The 22,221-nt window shown below is 44.8% G+C and carries 21 protein-coding genes; 11 read left to right on the top strand and 10 right to left on the bottom strand.

The window, feature by feature from the left end:
- The first annotated feature begins 164 nt into the window (after positions 1-164).
- The gene (locus F6K51_RS27980; RefSeq protein WP_293026276.1) at positions 165-287 is read left to right on the top strand and encodes a hypothetical protein; all 123 of its coding nucleotides are present in this window, start codon (positions 165-167) and stop codon (positions 285-287) included.
- 16 nt (positions 288-303) lie between these two features.
- Complete coding sequence (locus F6K51_RS27975; protein WP_293026274.1) at positions 304-1,296, top strand: ABC transporter ATP-binding protein; 993 nt, start codon at positions 304-306, stop codon at positions 1,294-1,296.
- Between the two features lie 40 nt (positions 1,297-1,336).
- Here F6K51_RS27975 and F6K51_RS27970 read toward each other — a convergent pair whose 3' ends face one another.
- Positions 1,337-1,600: a helix-turn-helix transcriptional regulator gene (locus tag F6K51_RS27970; RefSeq protein WP_075902219.1), complete on the bottom strand. Its 264-nt coding sequence runs from the start codon at positions 1,598-1,600 to the stop codon at positions 1,337-1,339.
- Positions 1,601-1,723: 123 nt separating this feature from the next.
- On the opposite strand from F6K51_RS27970, the gene F6K51_RS27965 reads away from it, so the two are divergent.
- Positions 1,724-1,978: a hypothetical protein gene (locus tag F6K51_RS27965; protein WP_293026272.1), complete on the top strand. Its 255-nt coding sequence runs from the start codon at positions 1,724-1,726 to the stop codon at positions 1,976-1,978.
- A 196-nt stretch (positions 1,979-2,174) separates the two neighbouring features.
- Here the strand turns inward: F6K51_RS27965 and F6K51_RS27960 are convergent, their stop codons facing one another.
- From F6K51_RS27960 to F6K51_RS27950, 3 genes are all read right to left on the bottom strand, one after another.
- Positions 2,175-2,510: a DUF5615 family PIN-like protein gene (locus F6K51_RS27960; protein ID WP_293026270.1), complete on the bottom strand. Its 336-nt coding sequence runs from the start codon at positions 2,508-2,510 to the stop codon at positions 2,175-2,177.
- A gap of 1 nt (position 2,511) precedes the next feature.
- On the bottom strand, positions 2,512-2,814 hold the full coding sequence (locus tag F6K51_RS27955; protein ID WP_008185608.1) for a DUF433 domain-containing protein: 303 nt from the start codon (positions 2,812-2,814) through the stop codon (positions 2,512-2,514).
- A 159-nt stretch (positions 2,815-2,973) separates the two neighbouring features.
- Complete coding sequence (locus tag F6K51_RS27950) at positions 2,974-3,585, bottom strand: Uma2 family endonuclease (RefSeq protein WP_293026267.1); 612 nt, start codon at positions 3,583-3,585, stop codon at positions 2,974-2,976.
- Positions 3,586-3,835: 250 nt separating this feature from the next.
- Here F6K51_RS27950 and F6K51_RS27945 point away from each other — a divergent pair, with 250 nt between their 5' ends.
- Together F6K51_RS27945 and F6K51_RS27940 are read left to right on the top strand one after the other, a co-directional pair.
- Entirely contained in the window at positions 3,836-4,048 is a 213-nt protein-coding gene (locus F6K51_RS27945; RefSeq protein ID WP_293026265.1) for a hypothetical protein, read from the top strand.
- Complete coding sequence (locus F6K51_RS27940; protein ID WP_293026263.1) at positions 4,045-4,326, top strand: type II toxin-antitoxin system mRNA interferase toxin, RelE/StbE family; 282 nt, start codon at positions 4,045-4,047, stop codon at positions 4,324-4,326. The genes F6K51_RS27945 and F6K51_RS27940 overlap by 4 nt, the downstream gene beginning before the upstream one ends.
- A gap of 154 nt (positions 4,327-4,480) precedes the next feature.
- Here the strand turns inward: F6K51_RS27940 and F6K51_RS27935 are convergent, their stop codons facing one another.
- The gene (locus tag F6K51_RS27935) at positions 4,481-6,271 is read right to left on the bottom strand and encodes a M61 family metallopeptidase (protein WP_293026261.1); all 1,791 of its coding nucleotides are present in this window, start codon (positions 6,269-6,271) and stop codon (positions 4,481-4,483) included.
- 192 nt (positions 6,272-6,463) lie between these two features.
- On the opposite strand from F6K51_RS27935, the gene F6K51_RS27930 reads away from it, so the two are divergent.
- The 4 genes from F6K51_RS27930 (at position 6,464) to pgmB (ending at position 15,488) form a co-directional block, all read left to right on the top strand.
- A complete protein-coding gene (locus F6K51_RS27930) occupies positions 6,464-8,707 on the top strand; it encodes an amylo-alpha-1,6-glucosidase (RefSeq protein WP_293026259.1) in 2,244 nt (747 codons plus the stop codon).
- Positions 8,708-9,056: 349 nt separating this feature from the next.
- Positions 9,057-9,212, top strand: coding sequence for a hypothetical protein (locus F6K51_RS27925; protein WP_293026257.1), 156 nt, complete (start codon positions 9,057-9,059; stop codon positions 9,210-9,212).
- 38 nt (positions 9,213-9,250) lie between these two features.
- Positions 9,251-11,671, top strand: a complete 2,421-nt coding sequence (locus F6K51_RS27920) for a sucrose synthase (protein ID WP_293026255.1) — start codon at positions 9,251-9,253, stop codon at positions 11,669-11,671.
- An 835-nt stretch (positions 11,672-12,506) separates the two neighbouring features.
- Entirely contained in the window at positions 12,507-15,488 is a 2,982-nt protein-coding gene (gene pgmB, locus F6K51_RS27915) for a beta-phosphoglucomutase (RefSeq protein WP_293026254.1), read from the top strand.
- 137 nt (positions 15,489-15,625) lie between these two features.
- Here the strand turns inward: pgmB and F6K51_RS27910 are convergent, their stop codons facing one another.
- From F6K51_RS27910 to F6K51_RS27900, 3 genes are all read right to left on the bottom strand, one after another.
- Entirely contained in the window at positions 15,626-16,660 is a 1,035-nt protein-coding gene (locus F6K51_RS27910; protein WP_293026252.1) for a glycosyltransferase family 4 protein, read from the bottom strand.
- A 340-nt stretch (positions 16,661-17,000) separates the two neighbouring features.
- Positions 17,001-17,690 (bottom strand): Crp/Fnr family transcriptional regulator, encoded by a 690-nt coding sequence (locus tag F6K51_RS27905; RefSeq protein WP_293026250.1) that lies wholly within the window; start codon positions 17,688-17,690, stop codon positions 17,001-17,003.
- 1,051 nt (positions 17,691-18,741) lie between these two features.
- Complete coding sequence (locus tag F6K51_RS27900; RefSeq protein WP_293026248.1) at positions 18,742-18,951, bottom strand: hypothetical protein; 210 nt, start codon at positions 18,949-18,951, stop codon at positions 18,742-18,744.
- Between the two features lie 380 nt (positions 18,952-19,331).
- Between F6K51_RS27900 and surE the strand changes: the two genes are divergently transcribed.
- Both surE and F6K51_RS27890 read left to right on the top strand, forming a co-directional pair.
- The gene (gene surE, locus F6K51_RS27895) at positions 19,332-20,015 is read left to right on the top strand and encodes a 5'/3'-nucleotidase SurE (protein WP_075902245.1); all 684 of its coding nucleotides are present in this window, start codon (positions 19,332-19,334) and stop codon (positions 20,013-20,015) included.
- A 185-nt stretch (positions 20,016-20,200) separates the two neighbouring features.
- On the top strand, positions 20,201-21,139 hold the full coding sequence (locus F6K51_RS27890) for an NAD-dependent epimerase/dehydratase family protein (protein WP_293026245.1): 939 nt from the start codon (positions 20,201-20,203) through the stop codon (positions 21,137-21,139).
- Here F6K51_RS27890 and pgsA read toward each other — a convergent pair.
- Together pgsA and F6K51_RS27880 are read right to left on the bottom strand one after the other, a co-directional pair.
- Complete coding sequence (gene pgsA / locus F6K51_RS27885) at positions 21,085-21,636, bottom strand: CDP-diacylglycerol--glycerol-3-phosphate 3-phosphatidyltransferase (protein WP_293026278.1); 552 nt, start codon at positions 21,634-21,636, stop codon at positions 21,085-21,087. The two genes, F6K51_RS27890 and pgsA, sit on opposite strands and share 55 nt — an antisense overlap.
- 223 nt (positions 21,637-21,859) lie before the next feature.
- On the bottom strand, positions 21,860-22,168 hold the full coding sequence (locus F6K51_RS27880; protein WP_293026243.1) for a hypothetical protein: 309 nt from the start codon (positions 22,166-22,168) through the stop codon (positions 21,860-21,862).
- Positions 22,169-22,221 lie beyond the last annotated feature (53 nt).

Below are 22,221 nucleotides of genomic sequence, written 5' to 3'. Positions count from 1 at the left end.
GCAGTCTTGGGAAACCCCTATTCGTCTAATAATGGCTCTCACCACTCCTCTCCCAATCCTTGCCTAAATCCTAGTCTCTATCACCGTTTCGACTACTTTTGCCTAATGGATAGCTTAAAAAAGGGGGGAGCCATACTCAAAGTCCCCCTTTTTTAAGGGGGATAATGGGGGATCTCCGAGGCAAGAAAACACGCCCTACTCCCTACTCCCTATTCCCTACTCCCTGCTCCCTGCTCCCTGCTCCCTACTCCCTACTCCCTTTGCTATATCCTATAAACTATACTTAAATTCTCAATTCTTCCCTTGTCACCAATCCTAGACCTTCGTAATCTAGAAACACGCTTTTTCACCCCAGCTGGTACTGTCCATGCTGTCAATGGTATTTCCTTCCAGGTCAATCAAGGGGAAACCCTAGGGATTGTTGGTGAATCCGGTTCTGGTAAAAGTATCACCGCCCTGTCGATTATGGGACTAATCCCCTCACCTCCTGGAAAGATTACCAATGGTGAAGTCATTTTTGAAGGGCGTGACCTCCAAAAGCTTAGTGAGGGGGAAATGCGGAAAATCCGGGGTAACCGTATCGCGATGATTTTTCAAGACCCCATGACTTCCCTTAACCCAGTACTAAAGGTAGAAAGGCAAATTACAGAAGCCCTACGGTTACACCAAGGGATGACCCAAAAGCAAGGACGATCTAGGGCGATTGAACTCTTAGAATTAGTCGGAATTCCTGGTGCAGCGGAACGGATTAGTAACTATCCCCACCAATTTTCTGGAGGGATGCGCCAGCGAGTCATGATTGCCATGGGATTAGCCTGTAATCCCCAGTTGCTGATTGCGGATGAACCTACCACTGCTTTGGATGTGACCATCCAAGCCCAAATTGTAGAATTAGTCAAGAAACTGCGCCAAGAAATTGGCATGGCCGTGATTTGGATTACCCATGATTTGGCGCTATTGGCGGGATTAGCGGATCGGATTTTAGTGATGTATGCCGGTCAAGTAGTAGAACAAGCATCAGTGATGGAAATCTATAAAAATCCTCGCCATCCCTATACTATTGGTTTACTCGATAGTATTCCCCGTCTGGATGAACAGCGCCAAGAGCGTTTGCAGACCATTGAAGGGTTACCACCAGATTTAACCAATTATCCCCAAGGTTGTCCCTTTGCTGCTCGTTGTCCTTTCGTGATTGATAAATGTTGGCAGAACGATCCCACCTTGGAATTAGTAAGTGTTGACCATGAAGTGGCTTGTTGGTTGAAGCCAGAGTTGAATCGAGGCGTTGTTAATTGAGAATTAACAAACAACAAGAATTATTCTACCCAAAGCCAGTCTAGGATTCCTCTTCGTCTTGGTTTTCGATTTGGTCTTCTATGAATTCCCCCAGGTAAAGCTTGACGAATTCAGCAGCAGCGGAGGGATTGATACTCTGGAGTGCTTTAGCAATATCCGCAATGGTTTCCCCGCTAGGATCAGTTTGCTCATGAAACCAGCGAAATACCACCGATGGTCTAACTCCCAGTGTTACGGCCAATTTGTTTTGGCTGATGCCGTGGGTTGCTAAGGTTTGTTTGAGCGCTTTTCCTACTTTTCCCATGACCTCGATCGTGTCAAAAGATCATGAGCTAGTAAATCTTTACAGATCTGCGAATATCCGATAGCCTTTTAATATTCGCAGATCTGCGAATATATTTGTTAACTAAAATTTGGGACAAGCCAAATGCTCAAGAGTTTTCTAGGTCATTCTAGCCAAGACACCTCAGCATCGATTAAGCTTCAAGCCTCTAGGGAGCCAGTTTCTGGCAGAGAATATGTCAAAGTTATAGTGATTGGTTCACTCAAAGGGGTAAAAAAAATAATTCACGCCCTATATATCAGAGGATTTGCTGAGGTAACGGAGTGGACTCAGCCGGTGCCAACTGGTAATCCTGGTGAGGTGATGAGAGTTTTGAGGCGATTGGTTTTTGTTGATTGAGGGTTTGCTTTGCGATCGCTTTTCCCTTTCCCTCCCCCCATACCCCCCAAAACAGCGGGGGGCTTATACCATTTATTTAGCGATGCAGTGCGATCGCAATCTTGTAGGGTGCGTGAACGAGGCTTTTGAGATCACTAATCCATGTCAGCCATGCAAAGCGCGAGTGGGGGGAACCCCCGTGAGGCCACTGCATCGCTTATAAAAACTCCACCTTTCCTGCGATTTCTTCAGCCTCAAGCACCTCCCAAATCAAAATTAATCCCTGCAAAATTTCACCGATGGAGCGACGTCCCTTCACACAATAAACAACTCCGCAATGTTCAAAGCCAGAATTGTGTAATTTCAAAAAATCACTATCCTGAGTAAACATCACTCGCCCCTGGCTGTAAGCAAATCTTAATTGCTCCTCATCCGAAGAGGAAATTAATCCTGCATCGCTAGTGGTCGTAACGTCAATCTTTCTCCGCCTTAACCCGTCAGCGATGGCCTTGTTGACATTCTCATCTAAGTGAAACCGAATTGTCTGAGGCATCTTACTGCTTTAACTTTTGCTGAACCAAAGACGGTGTTTTTTCTTGCATATCACGGGCAAATTCTTCATCCTCACGAATCTGTTGCCTGATTTCCTCAAAATGGTCATGATAATAGGCTAAAGCAGCATAGACATCTGCTAAGGTAATGGTTGGGTATTGTGAAACAATTTCATCCGGCGACAATCCTATTCTTTCGTGCCAAATGACAATATCCTCAACCCGAATACGATGACCGGCAATGCGAGGTTTGCCACCACAAACCCCCGGTGTAATTTCAATATGCTTTGATATGACACTACTCATGTTGTCTCCTATTTATACACTGGTTTTACCATTATATAGCATTTTTCGCAGTTATGAGGTACACTTTTCAACCTCAAAGTCCCCCTTTTTAAGGGGGATTTAGGGGGATACATTTGTCCATCATGACTACGATAATTGCTATATATCTAACAATAATATCTAAATTAGACTAGAGCAAAAAATATGGTTAGCAGTTAAACTAAGATTCGGAAAGACTTTGGAAACAAGACCATCATCATTTCGGAATAATTGTTTTTTATACTCATCATCTACCAAAGTGCAAATTGTAATTGTTGGTTGTTTAGGTTTACCAATATAATCTCTACCACCAATGCCCAGATAATCGACAATCCAGTATTCAGGAACACCTAGTATGGCATAATCTTCAACTTTACGAGCATAATCGTTCTGCCAATTGGTGCTAACAACTTCAACAACAAGCTTGATTGAGGTTCCCAACGTAATCACAGGCTCTTTTTGCCATAAAGGTTCATTTACGAGCCGAGTTCTATCTAATACAATCACATCAGGACGAAAAGCTGTTTGAGTTCCTAAAATTTTGATCAGACATCGGTAGGGAATAACATAATCTGGGTATCCTCGGTCAATTTCGACATTTAACTTCCGTCCCACAAACCCTGCTACTTCCTCATGTGGTCCCGTAGGTTCCATGTCAATTAGTTCCCCATCGATTAGTTCATAGCCTTCTTTGTCACCATACTGGGTAATAAACTGATCAACAGTTATAAACGTTGGTAAAGCTTGAAGCATTACAATCGCACTCCTTATCAGGATAAAATCATGCTGGCAGTGGTAAGCTGCTATTATGATTAATGATTAAATTATAACTGTCAATCGTGGTGGATAAAATATATATAGCGTTTATTGCATTTACCAGGTACGCTTATCAACCTCAAAGTACCCCTTTGTAAGGGGGACCAACGGGGGATACCTTTGTCCCTCATGGGATAGATAATTGCTATAATGAAGAAAACTAAGTTTACCTAAAATAAAAAGCATCATGACAAAAACTACCTTTTCAGAAATATTAGAAGCAGCGGATGAACTTCCCTTAGAGGATCAAGAAAATCTAATTAGTATTTTAATAAATCGTCTTCGCTCTCGGCGAAGAGCCGAGAGAATTAGAGATGTTAAAGAAGCTCAACAAGAGTTTGCCGAAGGAAAATGTCAACCCGTTACTCCTGAACAGCTGATGGAGGAAATTCTCTCGTGACGTTTGTATTACTACGTTCCAGTGCCTTTGTTCGGGAGGCGAAAAAACTTGTCAAAAAACAACCCCAAACCGCTCAAAACCTTCAAAACACGCTAAAATTATTATGTATAGAACCATTTGATCCTCGATTACGAACCCATAAATTAAAAGGCAATCTTCAAGATTCTTGGGCTTGTAGTGTTGGATATGACTTAAGAATTATTTTTAAATTTGTTAAACATGAAAAAATACAAGCAATTCTTTTAGAATCAATTGGCACTCATGATGAAGTTTATTAGCGACAGCCCATAGGTTGAGTGGATCGTTTTTCTGTTTTGACCCATAACCAAAGGGGGCTAAGTTGAGAACTGCTATACACTCAAAGCCTCCTCTGGCTTCCCAAAAAAATGGAATCAAGTAATAGTTGGGTCAGTTACCAATTACCGATTACCCTCAACTCATCTTGGCTAAAGATGCCCCTAACCACCCAGAAAAATTCTGCTGCTGGACATTGGTAGGATTCTTCACTGGCATCACTTGGTAACGACTGGGTTGAGATTTCCCTAATGTAATCGGTAGAGTGACCAATTGATCCTGATGGAATACACTAAGCTCGATAACATCACCAGCTTCGTAATCTTTTAAGCGATCGCATAATTGCTCCCCATTGACTCGCAACCCATCAATAGCCAGTAACTGATCACCAGCATCCACTCCTGCCACTGCCGCAGGAGAATCCATCTCCACAAACTGGATCCAGTCCTGACCATTCTCGGTCTTCACCTTCACCCCCAAGTAAGGCACAGATTCTTCATCCACAGCCACCACTTGTAAGCCAAAGGGTTTGAGATACTGATTGAAGGGCAATTCCCCAGTACCCTCAATAGTCTTCGAGAAGAAATTACTTAAATCTAGCTCTGCTACCGATTCTATTACCTCTTTTAGTTGTTGGGGAGTAAAGCCAATTTCCTGTTTACCAAACTGCTCCCACATCTTCCTGATCACATCATCAAAGGATCGCTGGTTTCCATGGCGCTCCCGGATTAACAAATCCAGCAATAACGACACCATTTCCCCTTTCAAATAATAAGAAATTTGGTTATTATCACTATTCGCATCCCGTCGATAAAGCTTAATCCAGGCATCAAAACTCGACTCACTCAGGGGCTGCACCTTACGTCCTGGTGTAGTTAAAAACCGGGTAATTTCTTTACTCAAATTTTCTAACAACGTCTTAGCATCATAGATACCAGCCCGTTGGGGAATTAATAAGTCATAGTAACTGGTTGTTCCTTCACAAAACCACAACGATGTCGTATAATTTTCCTGTTCATAGTCAAAGGTTTCTAGGGCTAATGGTCGAATCCGCTTAACATTCCACAAGTGAAAGAACTCATGAGCCACCAGTTGCAGGAAGCGATTGTACTTATCCTTTGCCCGAAAACCAAAGCGTGAGTAAATTAACGAACAACTATCCTTATGTTCCAGTCCCCCAAAGCCACTACCAGTTAGATACAGCAAGAACAAATAGTGATCATAAGGTAAACCCCCAAACAGCTCAGCTTCTACCTTGATAATCTTTGTAGTATCCTCAATAATCCGCTTTGGGTCAGCATTCCCCTCTCCCCAAATTGCCAATTTATGGGGTTTTCCCAAAACCTCAAACTCATAGAGCTTATGATCACCAATTTCAAACGGACTATCGACTAAGGTATCAAAATCCGTTGCGTTGAAGGTATTATATTTTCCTGACACTCGCGGTAAGGGTGTGGTCACCCGCCAATCGGGATTAGGTGGCGCGATAGTAACCTGGCAAGGGTATTGTTCAAATCCTGGGATGAACAAGAACAGAGCAGCACCATTAAAATAACCGTGGCTAGCATCTAAGTGATTAGTCCGTACCGTTAATTCATTAGCAAAGATACGATAACGCACAGTGATAGCCGACCCATCACCAGTTTCCACTAGCCAATGATTCTTGGCCAGTTTCCGCCACGGTAAAGACTGGCTAGGATTACCCGTATCCGCAGAGAAATCTTGTAAATGTCGAGCATACTCCCGCACTAAGTAAGAGCCTGGAGTCCAAACTGGCATCTTTAAATCTAACAAAGGGGCTTCCCAGCCTTCCACTTGCAGCGTTACCTCAAACAGATGGGATTGAGGCTGAGGCATAGCGACATGGTAGTGAATAGCTAAGGTACTAGTGGCTGCGCTGCTCCGAAAAATAGTTCTTGCTTCAGTCATTACTCAACGTTAGGGATTACCATTTAGCTCTTAGGGTAGCAATCCTCTGAGGACTCGACCTGTCAAAAAAAATTGATAATTAACTTGGGTCATGTCCATGTCTCCCGACCCTTACCACAGCGGTAGAGAGAGACTGATGACATCCCCCAAGCGCCCACCACTAGTTAAACCCAAAGCCCCAGCGCTGATTTTATGGATTTACAGATTATCGAACGAGATGGTAGACGATATCTTCCTAGCGAGCAGTTGTCGATGACCGAATGGCCCACCACCTCAAGACTTCTACCAACCCTTCCTCTCAAAGTAGATGACCTGTTTTTAATCACAGATACCCTAGGGAATATTTCGGGGAACTTAGAAAACGAAACTAATAGCACAACCGGGTTATTTTGTCAAGATACCCGCTTTCTCTCTCGCTTAGAGTTACAAATAGAAGGGCAACTCCCCATTCCCCTGAGTAGCACTGCTGAAGAAGGATTTGCCCTATCGGTCATGTGTTGTAATCCCCGCTCACCTAATCTTCCCCCAAAAACCCTAGGCATTCAGCGGCAGCTAGCCCTCCATGGTGGCTTATGGGAAGAAATTGTAATCACCAATTACGACACTCAACCCCTTAGCTTCACCGTCAGCCTCAGTTTCGATGCCGATTTTAAAGACTGGTTTGAAGTTCGGGGTCATCAGCGACAGCAACGGGGAACTCTGCTGCGTTCATTACCGCCTGATATCGATTTAGATACCCTGCTAACCCTAACTGAGTTCAACACCAATACCATTAACCTAGCTTACCAGGGACTCGATAACTCCCTGATTGAATCTCAGATCTACTTTATGCACCGTCTCCCAGACACCTACAAAGGAGACACAGCGGTTTGGGAATTGTGCCTCAAGCCTGGGGCTACTGAAACTTTAGGCTATCGACTGGAACTGGTCACCCACAAAGCGCGAATCACTAGAGCTAAAATTCCAGCCACCCTTGAACAAGCTAAGACCGCTAACTTACTCCAAAACCAGGAATGGTATAAACAGGTAACTCACATTAGCTCAGATAATGAAACCGTTAACCAAGTGATTTCTCGGGCAATACGAGACATCTTTTTACTAAGGCAGACTATTAATGGCTGCACAGTTCTTTCCGCAGGAGTACCTCGGTTTTCCACCTTGTTTGGACGAGATTCCTTAATTGCTGCCTCACAAACCTTAATTCTTGACCCTACCATTGCTAAAGGTACTCTGGAAATTTTAGCCCACTACCAAGGCCAAGAGGATAACCCATGGCGGGATGAGCAACCGGGTAAGATTTTGCATGAACTACGGGTTGGGGAATTGGCTCGCTGTCGGGAAATTCCTCACACTCCCTACTACGGTACAGTTGATGCTACCCCACTCTGGCTGATGCTCTATGCCGAGTACTATGCTTGGACCAATGACACAACTACCCGAGACTTGCTCTGGCCCAATGCTTTGGCTGCCATGGATTGGATTGATCGTCAATCTCAGCAAAACGGCTATCTCTGTTATCAGCGCCAGTCCAAAAAGGGTTTGCGTAATCAAGGCTGGAAGGATTCCGGTGATTCCATGGTCACTCGTGATGGTACCCTAGCAACGGGAGCGATCGCATTATGCGAAGTCCAAGCTTATGTCTATGGCGCTAAAGTTAGGCTAAGCCATCTGGCCAGGATCAAGGGGCGAATTGATTTAGCCGAGCGTTGGGAAAACCAAGCCCAGGAACTCAAGCAACGCTTCAATCAGGATTTTTGGCTAGACGACCTAGACTTCTGTGCCTTAGCACTAGATGGAGAAGGAAAACTCGTAGATAGCATAACCTCCAATCCTGGTCATTGCTTGTCATTGGGTATTTTTACTCCAGAAAAAGCAGCTAGTGTAGCAAAGCGGCTGTTAGCACCAGATATGTTCAATGGTTGGGGGATTCGTACCCTCAGTAATCAATCCGCTGCTTACAACCCGATCAGCTATCACGTCGGATCCGTTTGGCCCCACGAAAATTCCTTGATTGCGTTAGGATTGCGATCGCTAAATCAAGTCGATCAAGCCTTAGAAATTGCCAAAGGCATGATTGACATGACAGTTGAGCAACCCTACTATCGTCCTCCAGAACTATTCTCTGGTTACCAGCGCACTCCCAACAGCTCTCCGGTCAAGTATCCAGGAGCCTGTCCTCTCCAAGCCTGGGCAACTGGCAGTATTTTCCAACTGCTGCAAATGATGGTGAATTTGCGACCGGATGCTTCAGGAAACAATTTACATATTTTCAAACCAACTTTACCAAATTTTATCAATCAACTCTTAGTTCGTAACTTGCGGATTGGCTCAACGGTGCTAGACTTGCAATTGGAACGAGCTGACACAACCACCACCTGTAAAGTGGTCAAAAATTCCGGTAACCTCACGGTTGTGATCGAAAGCTCATCCAGTTAATAGCAAAGGGAAAAGACAAAGCATAGCGCTATAAATTTGTCCGATTTGACAAAGGTAAGGCTTTCATAGAATTGACCCTTACCACTGAGCGCTGATCTCCCACGCACTTCCTTTATACTTGCTGAGTGCCGATGATCGGCAAGCTGTCTTGACCATTAGTGCGTGGGAGTTGAAACCTATTGTTCAGGGTGTTTAAGTGTAGGTGGGGTATCGGCAGGTGCAACCTGTGGCGAATTTAATTCTTCATGGGTCAAGCACACCTAGCAAAATTATTTTAATCATAATTAAAAGCTTAATTGTTTCCATGTATTTTCCAACTGCCTTGTCGATCTAGGGGAATCATGTAAATATGGCGGTTGCTTACTTAAAGCTTGGCACACCCCGCCCTAATTCAAATCACGATAGTGGGGTAAGCGATTGCCCCACTGCCAGAAGATCCCAAGGAGTGAGCCAATCTCCGACGACAATCCTACTCCCTGCTAGCCAAGGGCTAGAGCGGGAGTAGGTTACAGACCCACCATGGACAAGACACGCTAAGTTACTATGTCTAGTTTGTTACGAGCTGTTCTCCAAAGTAACGAGAAAGCTGATTTGCGTCAGTTTATCAGCCAACTGCGATCTGAACAAGAGCAGTACTTTCTAAGGAATCAGATTCTGCAAGCGTTTGATAATTACTGCACTACTCATGACAAGCCTGCTTACTTTAAAAGAACTTCCTCTATCGCCGAACTACTGAACTATACCCACGAAATTATTCTGGAAGAGAAAAACCTTTGGCTTCTCCTGCGGACAAGGGTTGCTTCTCAAGAAATCTATCGGCTGGCAGCGGATTTGACCAGTTTTGAACCAATGCCAGTGGAGGAGTTACTAAGCTTACGCGATCGCTGGGTTAAGCGCTACTTCCCAGAAAAAGGGGGTCTGCTAGAAATTGATGTTGGTCCGTTTTACAAAAATACTCCTACAATTCGTGACCCGAGAAAGATTGGCAATGGGCTGGAGTTTCTTAACCGTTACCTATCTAGCCAATTATTTGCTGACTCTGAGCAGTGGCTAGAGGAGCTGTTGAAAAACTTACAAGCGCACCACTACGACCACACACCATTACTGCTCAATAACCGGATTGACTCAACTACCCAACTCTTTGAAAAGGTTAAGCAAGCACTAACATTAGTGGGAGAGCTACCAGCTCACACCCCCTATGAAAAGTTTCGCTTCGAGCTTCAAGTTCTCGGTTTTGAAGCAGGTTGGGGTAACACTGCTGGTCGGGTGCGCGAAACCCTAGAACTCCTCGAGCGGTTAATGGACGCTCCTGATCATGCAGTACTCGAAGCCTTTATTTCTCGTATTCCCCTGATATTTCGGGTTGTTCTGGTTTCCGTTCATGGCTGGGTTGGCCAAGAAGGAGTCTTGGGTCTTCCCGAAACCGCTGGTCAAGTGGCATACGTCATCGACCAAGCCAGTAGCCTGGAACAAACAATCCAAAACAATATTAAACTCTCAGGTCTTGACGTTCTGGGTGTCGAACCAAAGGTGATCGTTCTGACTCGCCTAATTCCCAACTGTGAAGGTACCCAGTGCAATCTACGCCTAGAAAAAATCCAAGGCACCAGCAACGGTTGGATTTTGCGGGTTCCTTTCGAGGAATTTAACCCAAACGTCACCGACAACTGGATTTCCAAATTTGAGATCTGGCCCTATCTCGAATCCTTTGCCTTAGATTCAGAAAAAGCCCTGCTAGAAGAATTCCAGGGTCGTCCAGACTTAATTATCGGAAACTATTCCGATGGGAGTTTAGTTGCGTTTCTGCTAGCTCGACGCCTAAACGCTATCCATGGCAGTATTGCTCACACCATGGAAAAGCCTAAATATCTGTTTAGTGACCTCTACTGGAAAGACTTTGAGTCCCAATATAACTTCTCCATACAATTCACCGCTGATTTAATTGCGATGAATTCAGCAGATTTCATTCTGACCAGTACCTATGAGGAGCTTGTGGGAACACCAAACAGTGTAGGCTACTACGAGTCTTACAAGTCTTTCAGTATGCCTGAACTTTATCATGTGGTGAATGGGATTGAGTTATTCAGCCCCAAATTTAATGTGGTACCACCAGGGGTCAACGAAAACATTTTCTTTCCCTACACTCAGACATCAGACCGGATTGCCGACGACAGTGAACGGGTTAAAGACTTGCTGTTGACCAAGGAAGACCCCGAAATTATCGGCTATCTCAACAGTCCTAACCAGCGCCCGATTCTCAGCATTGCGCCCCTAAACTCAATCAAGAATCTGAGTGGCTTAGTGGAATGCTTTGCCAGTTCAAAAGAACTTCAGGAACAGTGCAACCTAATTTTAATCACTAGCCATGTCAGGGTTGAGGACGCCACTGATCCAGAAGAGAAAGGGGAAATCGAGAAGCTCAACCAGCTAATTGAGCAATACCATCTTCACGGCAAAATTCGATGGATCGGACTACGTCTGACCACCCCCGATATCGGCGAATCCTACCGAGTGATTGCTGATTTGGGGGGAATTTTAGTCCATCCTGCTCGCTTTGAAGCCTTTGGTCTCACGGTTTTAGAAGCCATGGTCTCCGGTTTACCAACATTTGCTACTCAATTTGGTGGACCATCAGAGATTATTCAAAACGGCGATAATGGGTTTCTCATTAACCCCACAGACTTGCAAGGGACTGCCGAAAAAATTCAGCAATTTATTTCAAAGTGCGAACACACCCCTGACTACTGGCAGAAAATTTCTCACGCAGGTATTAAGCGAGTTCGGGATAAATACAATTGGCAGTTGCATACCAAGCAGCTGCTCTCACTCGCAAAAATTTACGGATTCTGGAGCGAAACCTCTAAAGAAAGCCGAGAAGCTTTGCTGCGCTACCTAGAAGCTTTGTTCTATCTGATTTACAAACCCAGAGCGGCAAAGTTACTAGCCGAGCATAGCTCGCGTTAATCAGAGATTATGGGCTATAAAAAAGTGAGGAGGGGGAGCAGAAAGCATCACAACTGAATGGTTGAGCTGACTGTTTCTAAAGTAATGCTTAAAAGCATTCAAATTCTACTGATTTTAAGCTAATAAGAACTCACTCTTAGTTAATTCCCTGGTAGTTTCCGGTTAATCGGGAATTTCCTAGCTAAGATGCACCGCGATGGACATTAGTCCGCTGGTTGTAATGGTTACGAGACCTACGAATGACCGCCAGCTCGTAGCCCTGTCCCTAGTAGTTAATGTGAGGGAAAAATGTGCTGCTAGCCCCACAAGCCTTTACAACATTGCCGTTCGCGGGAGTGGAACGAAGTCCGACAAACGTTACTCCTAATCGGAGTTGTAGAAAACTCATGGAACGATGGAGGCTGATTCTAGAAATTACTAGTTATAGAAATTACTAGTTATTAAGCTTCATATCGTTAACTGACCTAAACTCATCCTCCGATGTTGGCTACCAACAGCTAACCAAAGATTTGTTCATGGGTCAGTTAATGCGGAAATCGCAAATTATTAGTGAATTCACTAATTATGGGCAATCTGCCTGAGCCAATAACTATTTCAATTAATTGCTAGTAGCCTTCCCTTGACAGCAGGGGTTTAGATTGTTGGGTATGGGGTATGGGTAAAATCTGGTGTTAGTGATCCGAGTTTCAAGGGTGGCGTTGTGCCATCTTCTGTTCACACCCCCATCACCCCTCTCTCCTACTCCCTAAACCCTACACCCTATACCCCACAAGCGAAGGGAAGCGTTTGACCTCACTCAAGGAACCACCCACCACAGCAACACTAACGACTAACTATGGATGCCAAAGTATCGTCCCCATCTAGCTCTAACCACATCTACAGCGACTGGACAGTAACTGAGACCAAGTTTGATCCGACTCAATTGCACTACAAGGAAACCGTTTTTACCATTGGCAATGGTTACCTCAGTACCCGAGGTAGCTTTGAGGAAGGGTATCACGCTGCATGGCCAATGACATTGATTAATGGTGTCTACGACGATGTGCCAGTTGTCTATACTGAACTGGCTAATTGTCCTGATTGGCTACCTATAGTGATAGTTGTAGAAGGTGAACGCTTTCGTCTTGATCAAGGCGAGATCTTGCACTACGAACGTCAACTTGACCTGCATCGAGGCAAGCTAACTCGTGATGTGCGTTGGCGTACTCCTGGTGGTAAGACTATCGATATCCATATCGAGCGTTTTGCCAGTATGGCTGATGACCATGTATTAGCCCTTCGCTGTCAAATCACTCCGGTGGATTTCGATGGGGCAATCGAAATTCAAGCCAGCATCAATGGTTACCCAGATAACCAAGGGGTGCTCCACTGGGAATGGTTGAAACAGGGTCAGATTTCAACTGGAACTAACCAGACATCCGAAGGAAGTATCTGGTTACACGTTCGCACCCGTCATACTGCGATCGAACTGGGTATGGCTTCGAGAGTCAGTGTAAGTGGTGTTGATGATGCCCAAATACAGCTCAAGGGCTGTGAAGGTCACCCCACCTTAGCCACTACCTTACAAGTGCGCTCAGGACAGCTGGTTACCCTGGATAAAGTAATTAGTGTGTTCACATCCCGGGACACCGAAACCCCAGAAAAGGTAGCCCAGGAACACCTGGTCAACCAACCGGATTATCTCACCCTATTCTCTCGACATGAGGCAGCTTGGGATAAGATTTGGCAAGATAGCGATGTTGTCATTGAAGGGGACCTCAACGCTCAGATTGCTATACGCTACAATTTGTTCCAACTGTTCATTTGTGCTCCCCGTCATGATGACCGGGTGAATATTCCCGCTAAAACCCTTTCTGGTTTTGGCTATCGGGGTCACGTTTTCTGGGACACAGAAATTTTTATGCTGCCCCTGATGATATTAACTCAGCCCCAGATTGCCAGGAATTTGCTGACCTACCGTTACCATACTTTACCTGGGGCAAGGCGTAAAGCTAAGCTTCAGGGCTATCCGGGAGCCGTTTACGCCTGGGAAAGTGCTGACACCGGTGACGAAGTAACCCCTCGCTGGGTTCTCTCCGCTGAGAAGGATGGAGACCCAATCCGAATTTGGTGTGGCGATCGCGAACTCCACATCACTACTGATGTAGTCTATGGTATCTGGAAATATTGGCAAGCTACCGGTGATGATGACTGGGTGGTACGTTACGGTGCTGAAATTATCCTAGATACAGCGGTATTCTGGGGAACTCGGGTTGAGTGGAATGGTAAACGGGAGCGCTATGAACTCCGGGATGTGATTGGTCCGGACGAATACCACGAAGGGGTAGACAACAATGCCTTCACCAACCGCATGGTTCAATGGCACCTAGAGACTGCTCAGTTTGTCCTAGACTGGTTACGCCGGGAACATCCACAGAAAGCTAAAGAACTGGAAGAAACACTGGAGCTAACTCCAAGCCGAGTTAGTCTGTGGTCTGAAATTATCCGTCGGATGTGGATACCCTATGACCATGAAAGGAACTTAATCGAACAGTGTGAGGGGTTCTTCCAAATTGAAGACATCAACCTGGAAGATTACGAGCCACGTACCCGTTCCATGCAGGCTATCCTTGGCATTGAGGGAGCAACTAAAAAGCAAGTACTCAAGCAGCCAGATGTCTTGATGTTGCTATACCTGATGCGGGAGCAGTACGGCGTAACCTCTAACCCAGACAAATATCGGGAAATTTTGCAACGAAGTTGGGACTACTATTCTCCTCGCACCGATCACACCTATGGTTCGTCCCTCGGTCCTGCGGTTCACGCCATCCTCGCCTGTGAATTAGGAAAGACCGAGGAAGCTTATGTACACTTTATGCGGGCAGCGATGGTAGACCTAGAAAATGTGCGGCGTAACGCTCATGAAGGAATTCATGCTGCTTCCGGTGGTGGTCTATGGCAAGCTATAATCTTTGGATGTGCTGGGATCAAGTTCACAGACAACGGACCGGTTGCTACTCCCCACTTTCTACCAGGCTGGACACGTCTGAAGTTTAAGCTGCAATGGCGTGGACAAAAGTACGAGTTTGATCTCAATCCAGAAACCAGTACTCAAACAGCACAATCTGGGACTACCATCTCCTCAAGTTCTCGACCCCCCGGCTCTCCAGCTCAAATCCAGGGTGTGATTTTTGACTTAGATGGCGTAATCACTGATACCGCAGAATATCATTACCAAGCTTGGCAAAAACTAGCTGATGAAGAGGGTATTCCCTTTAATCGCGAGGCCAACGAAGCACTGCGGGGTCTTTCACGTCGAGAGTCCCTGATGGAACTTTTGAACGGTCGCTCAGCCACAGAAGAGCAACTCCAAGAGATGATGGATCGCAAAAATAAGTACTATCTGGAATTGATCAAGAACATCTCTAAGGCTGACTTACTACCTGGAGCCCTAGACTTATTGACTGAACTCAAGCAAGCTGGTATAAAAGTTGCCATTGGCTCCGGTAGCAAAAATGCCAAGGAAGTTATGGAACGATTGGGTATTAGCGATCGCATTGATTCCATTTCTGATGGCTACAGTGTGACCCGCTCTAAGCCAGCACCAGATCTCTTCTTGCACGCAGCACAGCAGTTGGGATTGGAACCCGCTTATTGTGTAGTAGTAGAAGATGCCGGATCTGGTGTCGAAGCCGCTCTAGCTGCTGGTATGTGGGCTGTGGGACTTGGTCCGGTTGAACGAGTTGGAGCAGCCCACCTGGTGTTACCCAGTCTCGAAGGCATACACTGGAGCAACCTCCACAAACAATTGGCAGGGAATCGTTTAATTCCTTGTTAGGGTATTTGAGACTAAATATTTGGAACTAAATTGGCTGGGTGAAGTCTAATTCACCCAGCCATATTTTTTTTGTTACAGTCCTAAGTACCGAGTAGCGAGTGCTGAGTGTCAACTGGCAAGTCCTTGTATACACACACTCAGCTATGCTGTTCTAGCAGTTTCTGATAAGCCGCTTCATAGCCATCAACCATCTTGGGAACACTGAAGAACTCTTCGACATACTTACGGCATTCTTCGCGAGAGAGTTTAAGAGCCTCTGGAATGGCAGCGTTCATATCCTCAGGAGTGGCACAGATTATCCCAGTTTTCTTGTCGGCCACCACCTCCGGTACAGAGCCAAATCTCGTGGCAATCACTGGAGTCCCAACACACATCGACTCAATCATCACCAAACCAAAAGGTTCAGGCCAGGTAATCGGAAATAGGGTCAAGCTGGCTTTGGATATTAATTCCACCTTCTGTTCATGAGTCACTTCACCCAAGAATTGAATTTGTTCACCGTCAATTTGAGGAGCAACTTCTTCTTCGAAGAACTTCCGGTCAACTGTATCAACCTTGCCTGCCATTTTCAACCGCCACCCAGTTTCACGGGCAATTCTGATCGCATGATGAGGTCCTTTCTCTTGTGACAAACGACCCAAAAATGCCAAGTAGGGGGGGTCAGCTGCTTCAGGATTGAACGGATAATCGTCAATCTGAACACCATTGTAAACGGTGGCAATGTAATTCATATCCGGTCCGGATGACCGCTGATGATTACTGATGCTAATATGGGGTATGTGGCGGTATCGCTCATAAATCTTGCTAATATTAGGGCCAAAGCGACCATGCATGGTAAAAACCACAGGGGTCTTAATCCTTTCCATAACCAAAAAGGCTATTGGTCCTAAGTGAAGGTGAATTAAGTCAAACTGATCAGCGACCTCGCAAATTTGAGTCAATTGCAGTAGCTCGTAAATTAGCGGTACCTCTACGGAGGGGTCAAGGCGCAAAGCCTGAGGAGCCACAGAGTCTAGTTTTGCCTTAGTGATCGAATCTCCAGAGGCAAATAGAGTGACATCGTGACCGCGACGAACTAATTCATCCGTGAGGTGGCTCACAACTAGTTCTATCCCACCATACCCTGGTGGGGGAACTCTCTCCCATAAGGGGGAAACTTGAGCTATCCGCATATTATAGTCCTCCAAAAATCTTCTAAATTAGCTTGATTGAGAGCTAACAAAACTTAAGATGGTGTATCTATCACAAATAAAAACTGATTCTGCTATCTTACAGAAAGTTTTTAGCTTTTGGGAAGAAGCTAGACGTAATCTATCTACATGCTCCGAGAGTAAGTCTCTACCATACAGGTGTAGATAGGTTAATTAATTTAAGTTTTATTTAACTTTATGAAGAAATATTAGCTTATATTAAGTAATCTATCAAGCTCGATATTGGTAAATTCAGCCAAATCTCCTAACCAAGGCCCACGCCTCCCTGATGGCGCAGGTAGCACCTAGAGCTAATCTTGCCTCATGAGCTACTTCGTCTGACAAGCTGAGTTAGCGGCTTGATATTCATCAAGCGCATAGTCTGCTGCTCCGGGTCAGTCTTAATCCAGCCCTTACTCTCCAGCTTTTCCATAATTTTGGTAGTATCCTCCACACTGATATCTGTGATATCAGCTAAGTCTTGATAGGAAATGTTATATATTTCTGTGCCTTTTTCAGTGATTTCACCGTAATTGTCTGCCAGACCAACTAGAGTATTGACTAAATTAACCGCTGGAGGCTGATAGCGATTTTGCAACCGAACATTGCTCTGACGTAACCGCCGCACCATCAGTTGTAACATGCGATGGTGCAACTGGGGATCTTTAAAGAGAGTTTGAATAAAGCGTTGCGCAGAAATGGTCAGTAGTCGCACGTTCGACATGGCAACGATATCGGTGGAGCGGGGAGATTCATCAAGAATTGCCATTTCACCAAAAAAGTCACCCCGACCCAAAATTGCCAGTGTGACATCGTTTTCACCGCGTAAGTGTCGCACTTTAACCCAGCCGGAGACAATAAAGTAAACAGCATTACCCCAAGCATCCTCCATGATGATAGCTCGGTCGGTCGGGTACTCATGCTCCACCGCAATGGATTCAAACCATTCTAAGGTTTCTGGGCTAGCTGTATTAAATAGTGGGAAAAGCTCACTATAAGCTGTAGTCTGCATTAGGGTTCTTTAAGCTGAGATTGAAGGTAATGATACGCAGTAGTGACGATCTGGGACTGCTTGGACACTTCCTAGCCTAGCAGTGAAGTGATAGTGGTTAACCACATTCTAATGAACCAACTCTAATGAACCAACAAGTAAATAAAGGTGAAGACTGATAATACTGTCAGCTGTGGACTGTTGAGTGTTATCGTTCACCAGTTACGTAGATAATTTAATTCCACCCTCCCCTACTAACCTGTCGCCCATTTAAATTTAATAGTTTAGTGCCTGAACCCCTTTGTTGGTACTGATGCGTGAAAATTAGATGGGAACTTAAATCTTTTAGATGGGAACTTAAATCTTTGATTGTAGCTTTGATTGTACTAGGAGAGTCTTTTTTTCCTAGAGTATGAACCTATTCACTACCAGAAGCTAGTTAGAGCATCCCGAATGTAAAACCCTCTATCAGTTAATTCTGCGACCAAAAAAAATTGACTACATTTAACACTAGCTATTCCCGTTGTTTTAACCCCAGGTTCAATTTGGAATTGCATCTCTATTAGCACCAGCCCATCTCAGACCATAATGAAATAGCCCTGGTATAACGGTTACTTTTTTTTTCTATCCAGGTTTTAACGTACTTTTTGCCGTTTAATCCTTTTTTTCAAGGATGTTAACCCGTTAATTCAAATTTAAAATAAAGGGTAGTTTTAATTTAAAATTAACTAAAATGGCCAAAGGTTTGAGTAACTTACTGTATTTTAAAATCCTGACTAACCGGATTTTTTGAACTTGTAGATCATAATCTAAATTACAAACACCAGTTCTCAGGGATTTAATAGTCGTCAATTATTTCTTAGTTTTTGTTTTTATAATGGTATCGACCTTACCATTACTCTTTCAATATATCCTTATATCTTCTCTGAGAGAAGATATAAGGATAAAAAATTGTGTCTTGGCTTACCCTTACTAACTATGGATAGAGTAGCATGGTAATGCCCTCCACCACTTCTTGTTAAAGAAGCTGACGGCGAATAAAGTCAGCGCCTTGAGTTTAATAACTGCGGCTCTATTGACAAACAGTTTCCCTGGTTCGAATCTGCCTATTGTGAGCTTGGGCAATTCTCTGTTTCCGATTTTGGGCAATGGCTTTGACTAGTCTAAAAGGATTAATACCGTGTTCGTTAGCATAGCGTAAGATATCTTGCAGCTCTTCTTCGGTAAAATTAACAGTTGGCTGAGAGTGGGTAGATGGCTGATTTTTGCTATTTTGAGTCATAATCCTGGTTTGCCAATAGGTTGAAAGTTGTAGATGTATCCCTGACTTGCCATAACAGTTGCTTGAAAGATTTTGAGCTGAGGTTGTCAGATGGCTGATCATGGGCAGCTATACCCATTGAGCGGTCAGCTTACGGGCTACTTTCCTGGGTAAACAGCTATTAGCTCGCTCTTCTGTACGGAGATCAGAGCTTAAGTTCAATAGCTAAACCAAAAGCTAAGTTTATACCCAAAGGAAGTATAAGGGTGCAAATGCTCAAGCAATTTGAGATGATTGGTTTTAAGTTTCTAATACGGTTTCGATATTCCTTGATAGTTTGGCTTGGATTAGATCGTTTCCCATACTCAGCTGTTAATGATTAACCACTAACGACTAAACTAATGACTATAATCCTAACGAACGACGATGGGATAGATGCTCCCGGAATTAAAGCACTAGAGCAAGCGGTCAACGGTAACGGTAATTTTGTAATTATCGCTCCGAAGGAGCATCATTCAGGCTGTGGCCATCAGGTGACTACATATAAACCGATTCACGTCCAACGTCGGTCAGACTATGAGTATGCAGTCTCTAGTACCCCAGCGGATTGTACTCGCCTTGCAATATCACATATTATACCAGAGGTAAAGTGGGTTCTGTCAGGTATTAATGCTGGCGGTAACTTGGGGGTTGATGTCTACATTTCTGGTACAGTGGCGGCGGTTAGGGAAGCGGCGATACAGGGAATACCAGGTATTGCGATTTCCCACTGGATTAAAAAACCTTGGGTTATTAATTGGGAGGTGGCGAGTCGTTGGACAGCTAGGGTGTTGGCGGATTTGTTGAATCGTCCGATTGCTGCTGGTACTTACTGGAATGTGAATTTACCTCACTTGGAACCGGGGTCACCTGAGCCAGAGGTGGTATTTTGTGAACCGAGTACTCAACCGTTACCGACAAAGTATCGTGTGGAGGGGGATCACTACTATTATGAGGGGGAGTATGACAAACGCGATCGCGCTCCTGGTACTGATGTAGATGTGTGTTTTTCGGGTAATATTGCTGTGACTCAGTTGCGACTTTAAGGTATCAGGACTTACCCAAAACTGGGCACCAAACCCCCTTAGGTAGTAGGGTGCCCCTACTAGTAGAGTAAGTGCCCAAGTCCTGACCATGCTATGGGTGGTTTGGTTTAGAACCACGAAGGCACAAAGTCCGCCCAGAGGTAATTAATAAATCAGTGAATCAAAGTTTTTAGTAATTAGTGACCATGCGAATTTTAATCATGGGTGGTACCCGGTTTGTTGGGGTTTATTTAACCAAGGTTTTGGTGGAGATGGGTCATGAAGTGGTGCTGTTCAATCGGGGTAATAAGCCAGCGCCACTGCCAGGAGTCCAACAGATTCATGGCGATCGCAAGGATCCCAATCAGCTCAAGGAAATGTTATCGTCTCAAGAGTTTGATGGAATTTTCGATAATAATGGTCGGGAGTTGAGTGATACTCAACCGTTAGTGGAAATTTTTAAAGACCAGGTGCAGCATTTTGTGTATATGAGTTCGGCTGGAGTGTACTTGAAGTCAGATCAGTTACCCCATCTCGAAGGAGATCCAGTTGATCCCAATTCTCGCCACAAGGGTAAACATCATACTGAGGCTTACCTACAAGAACTTGGGGTGCCGTTTACAGGGATTCGTCCAACTTATATCTATGGTCCCCAAAATTATAATGATGTGGAGGCTTGGTTTTTTGACCGGATTGTTCGCGATCGCACTATTCCCATCCCTGGTAATGGCATGCACATTACTCAGTTAGGTCATTGTCAGGACTTGGCGAGGGCAATGGCAGCAGTATTGGGGAATAAGGAAGCGATTGGTAAAATTTACAATGTGTCCGGGGAACGCTATGTCACCTTTGATGGTTTAGCACGAACCTGTGCTATGGCCTGTGGTAAGTCGGCTGATGAGGTCAAGCTCGTGCATTATGACCCGAAGCAGTTTGATTTTGGTAAGCGCAAGGCTTTCCCATTTCGATTACAGCACTTTTTTGCTGATATCCATAAGGCTAAGACGGAACTTAACTGGCAACCGGAGTATGATTTGCTTTCCGGACTGAAGGATTCCTTCGAGAATGATTATCTCGCTTCAGGTCGGGATCAAGCTGACGTGGATTTTGCCGTTGATGACCAGATATTAGCAGGTAACAGGTAAACTAAACCAGAGATTAAGGTTAGGACCACCGATAGCCAGAAAAGGACTAGGGATGGGATGATCCAGGTGTCGGGAGTTGGTGCAATTAAAAGTGCGATCGCACTAATTTGACTAACGGTTTTGAGTTTACCCCAGATATTGGCTCCCTGTATGCTAGCGCTACCGGATAACTTGGGGTTAACTCGCCAACCTGCGATCGTTAACTCCCGTGCCAAAATCAAACAGACTCCCCAAGCGGGGACCTGACCTAGCTCAATTAATGCTAGTAGGGGCGCGAGTACCAAAAATTTATCGACTAATGGGTCAAGGAATTTGCCTAAATCAGTAATTTGGTTCAGTTTACGAGCTAGATAACCATCTAACCAATCCGTTCCAGCAGCAAGGAGAAAGATCCCGAAACCGATCCAGCGGCTTTGGTCAGTTGGGTGATTCAGGAAGTATAGGATAAAGGGCAACCCCAGTAAGCGAGAAAAGGTAATCCAGTTAGGCAAAGTCATTCTGGTAATCGGTAATGGGTAATGGGTAATCGGTAATTGGTAATTGGTTACTGACCATATTAATTTTAGGGGCACAGGCCGTGCCCCCTTAAGCATTTCGTCTATGGAAGTGAGAACCGACAGAGGAGAGGGAATAAATTTAGTATGTACCTCATCAAACTGAGAACCCCTATCATTCCTCTTCCTCGTTTCCGATTGCCTATTGCTGAATTCCCGAAGACGTCTAATGAACCATTGCTGGTTCAAGCACTATCAAATTGCCCTCCTCATCAACTGTGATCGGCAGAGGTTCGCTGATATCGCCGAGAAAGCTCCCGTCTAGAGCGAAATTACGCCATGACATAAAGTACCAGATCTGATCAGGACCTTGTACCAGTTTCCCGGAATAGAGCCGCTTCACTGAATCAGCCCAGAGCGCCCTTGGAGCAGAAAATGGTCCTAAAGGATTATCAGCAACCATGTAGAACGTTCCCGTGAGGTTACTATCAACAAACTCTCCTGGGGGGATCGAGAAGAGCAGATAGTAGCGCACTTGATAGTAACCACTTGCGGACATTCCATAGTCCCGAACGTCATAGGCTCAGA

Source organism: Moorena sp. SIO3I8 (assembly GCF_010692325.1).
Lineage (GTDB): Bacteria > Cyanobacteriota > Cyanobacteriia > Cyanobacteriales > Coleofasciculaceae > Moorena.
Note: the sequence above shows the minus strand (reverse complement) of the source record. Positions and strands in the feature narration are given on the sequence as shown.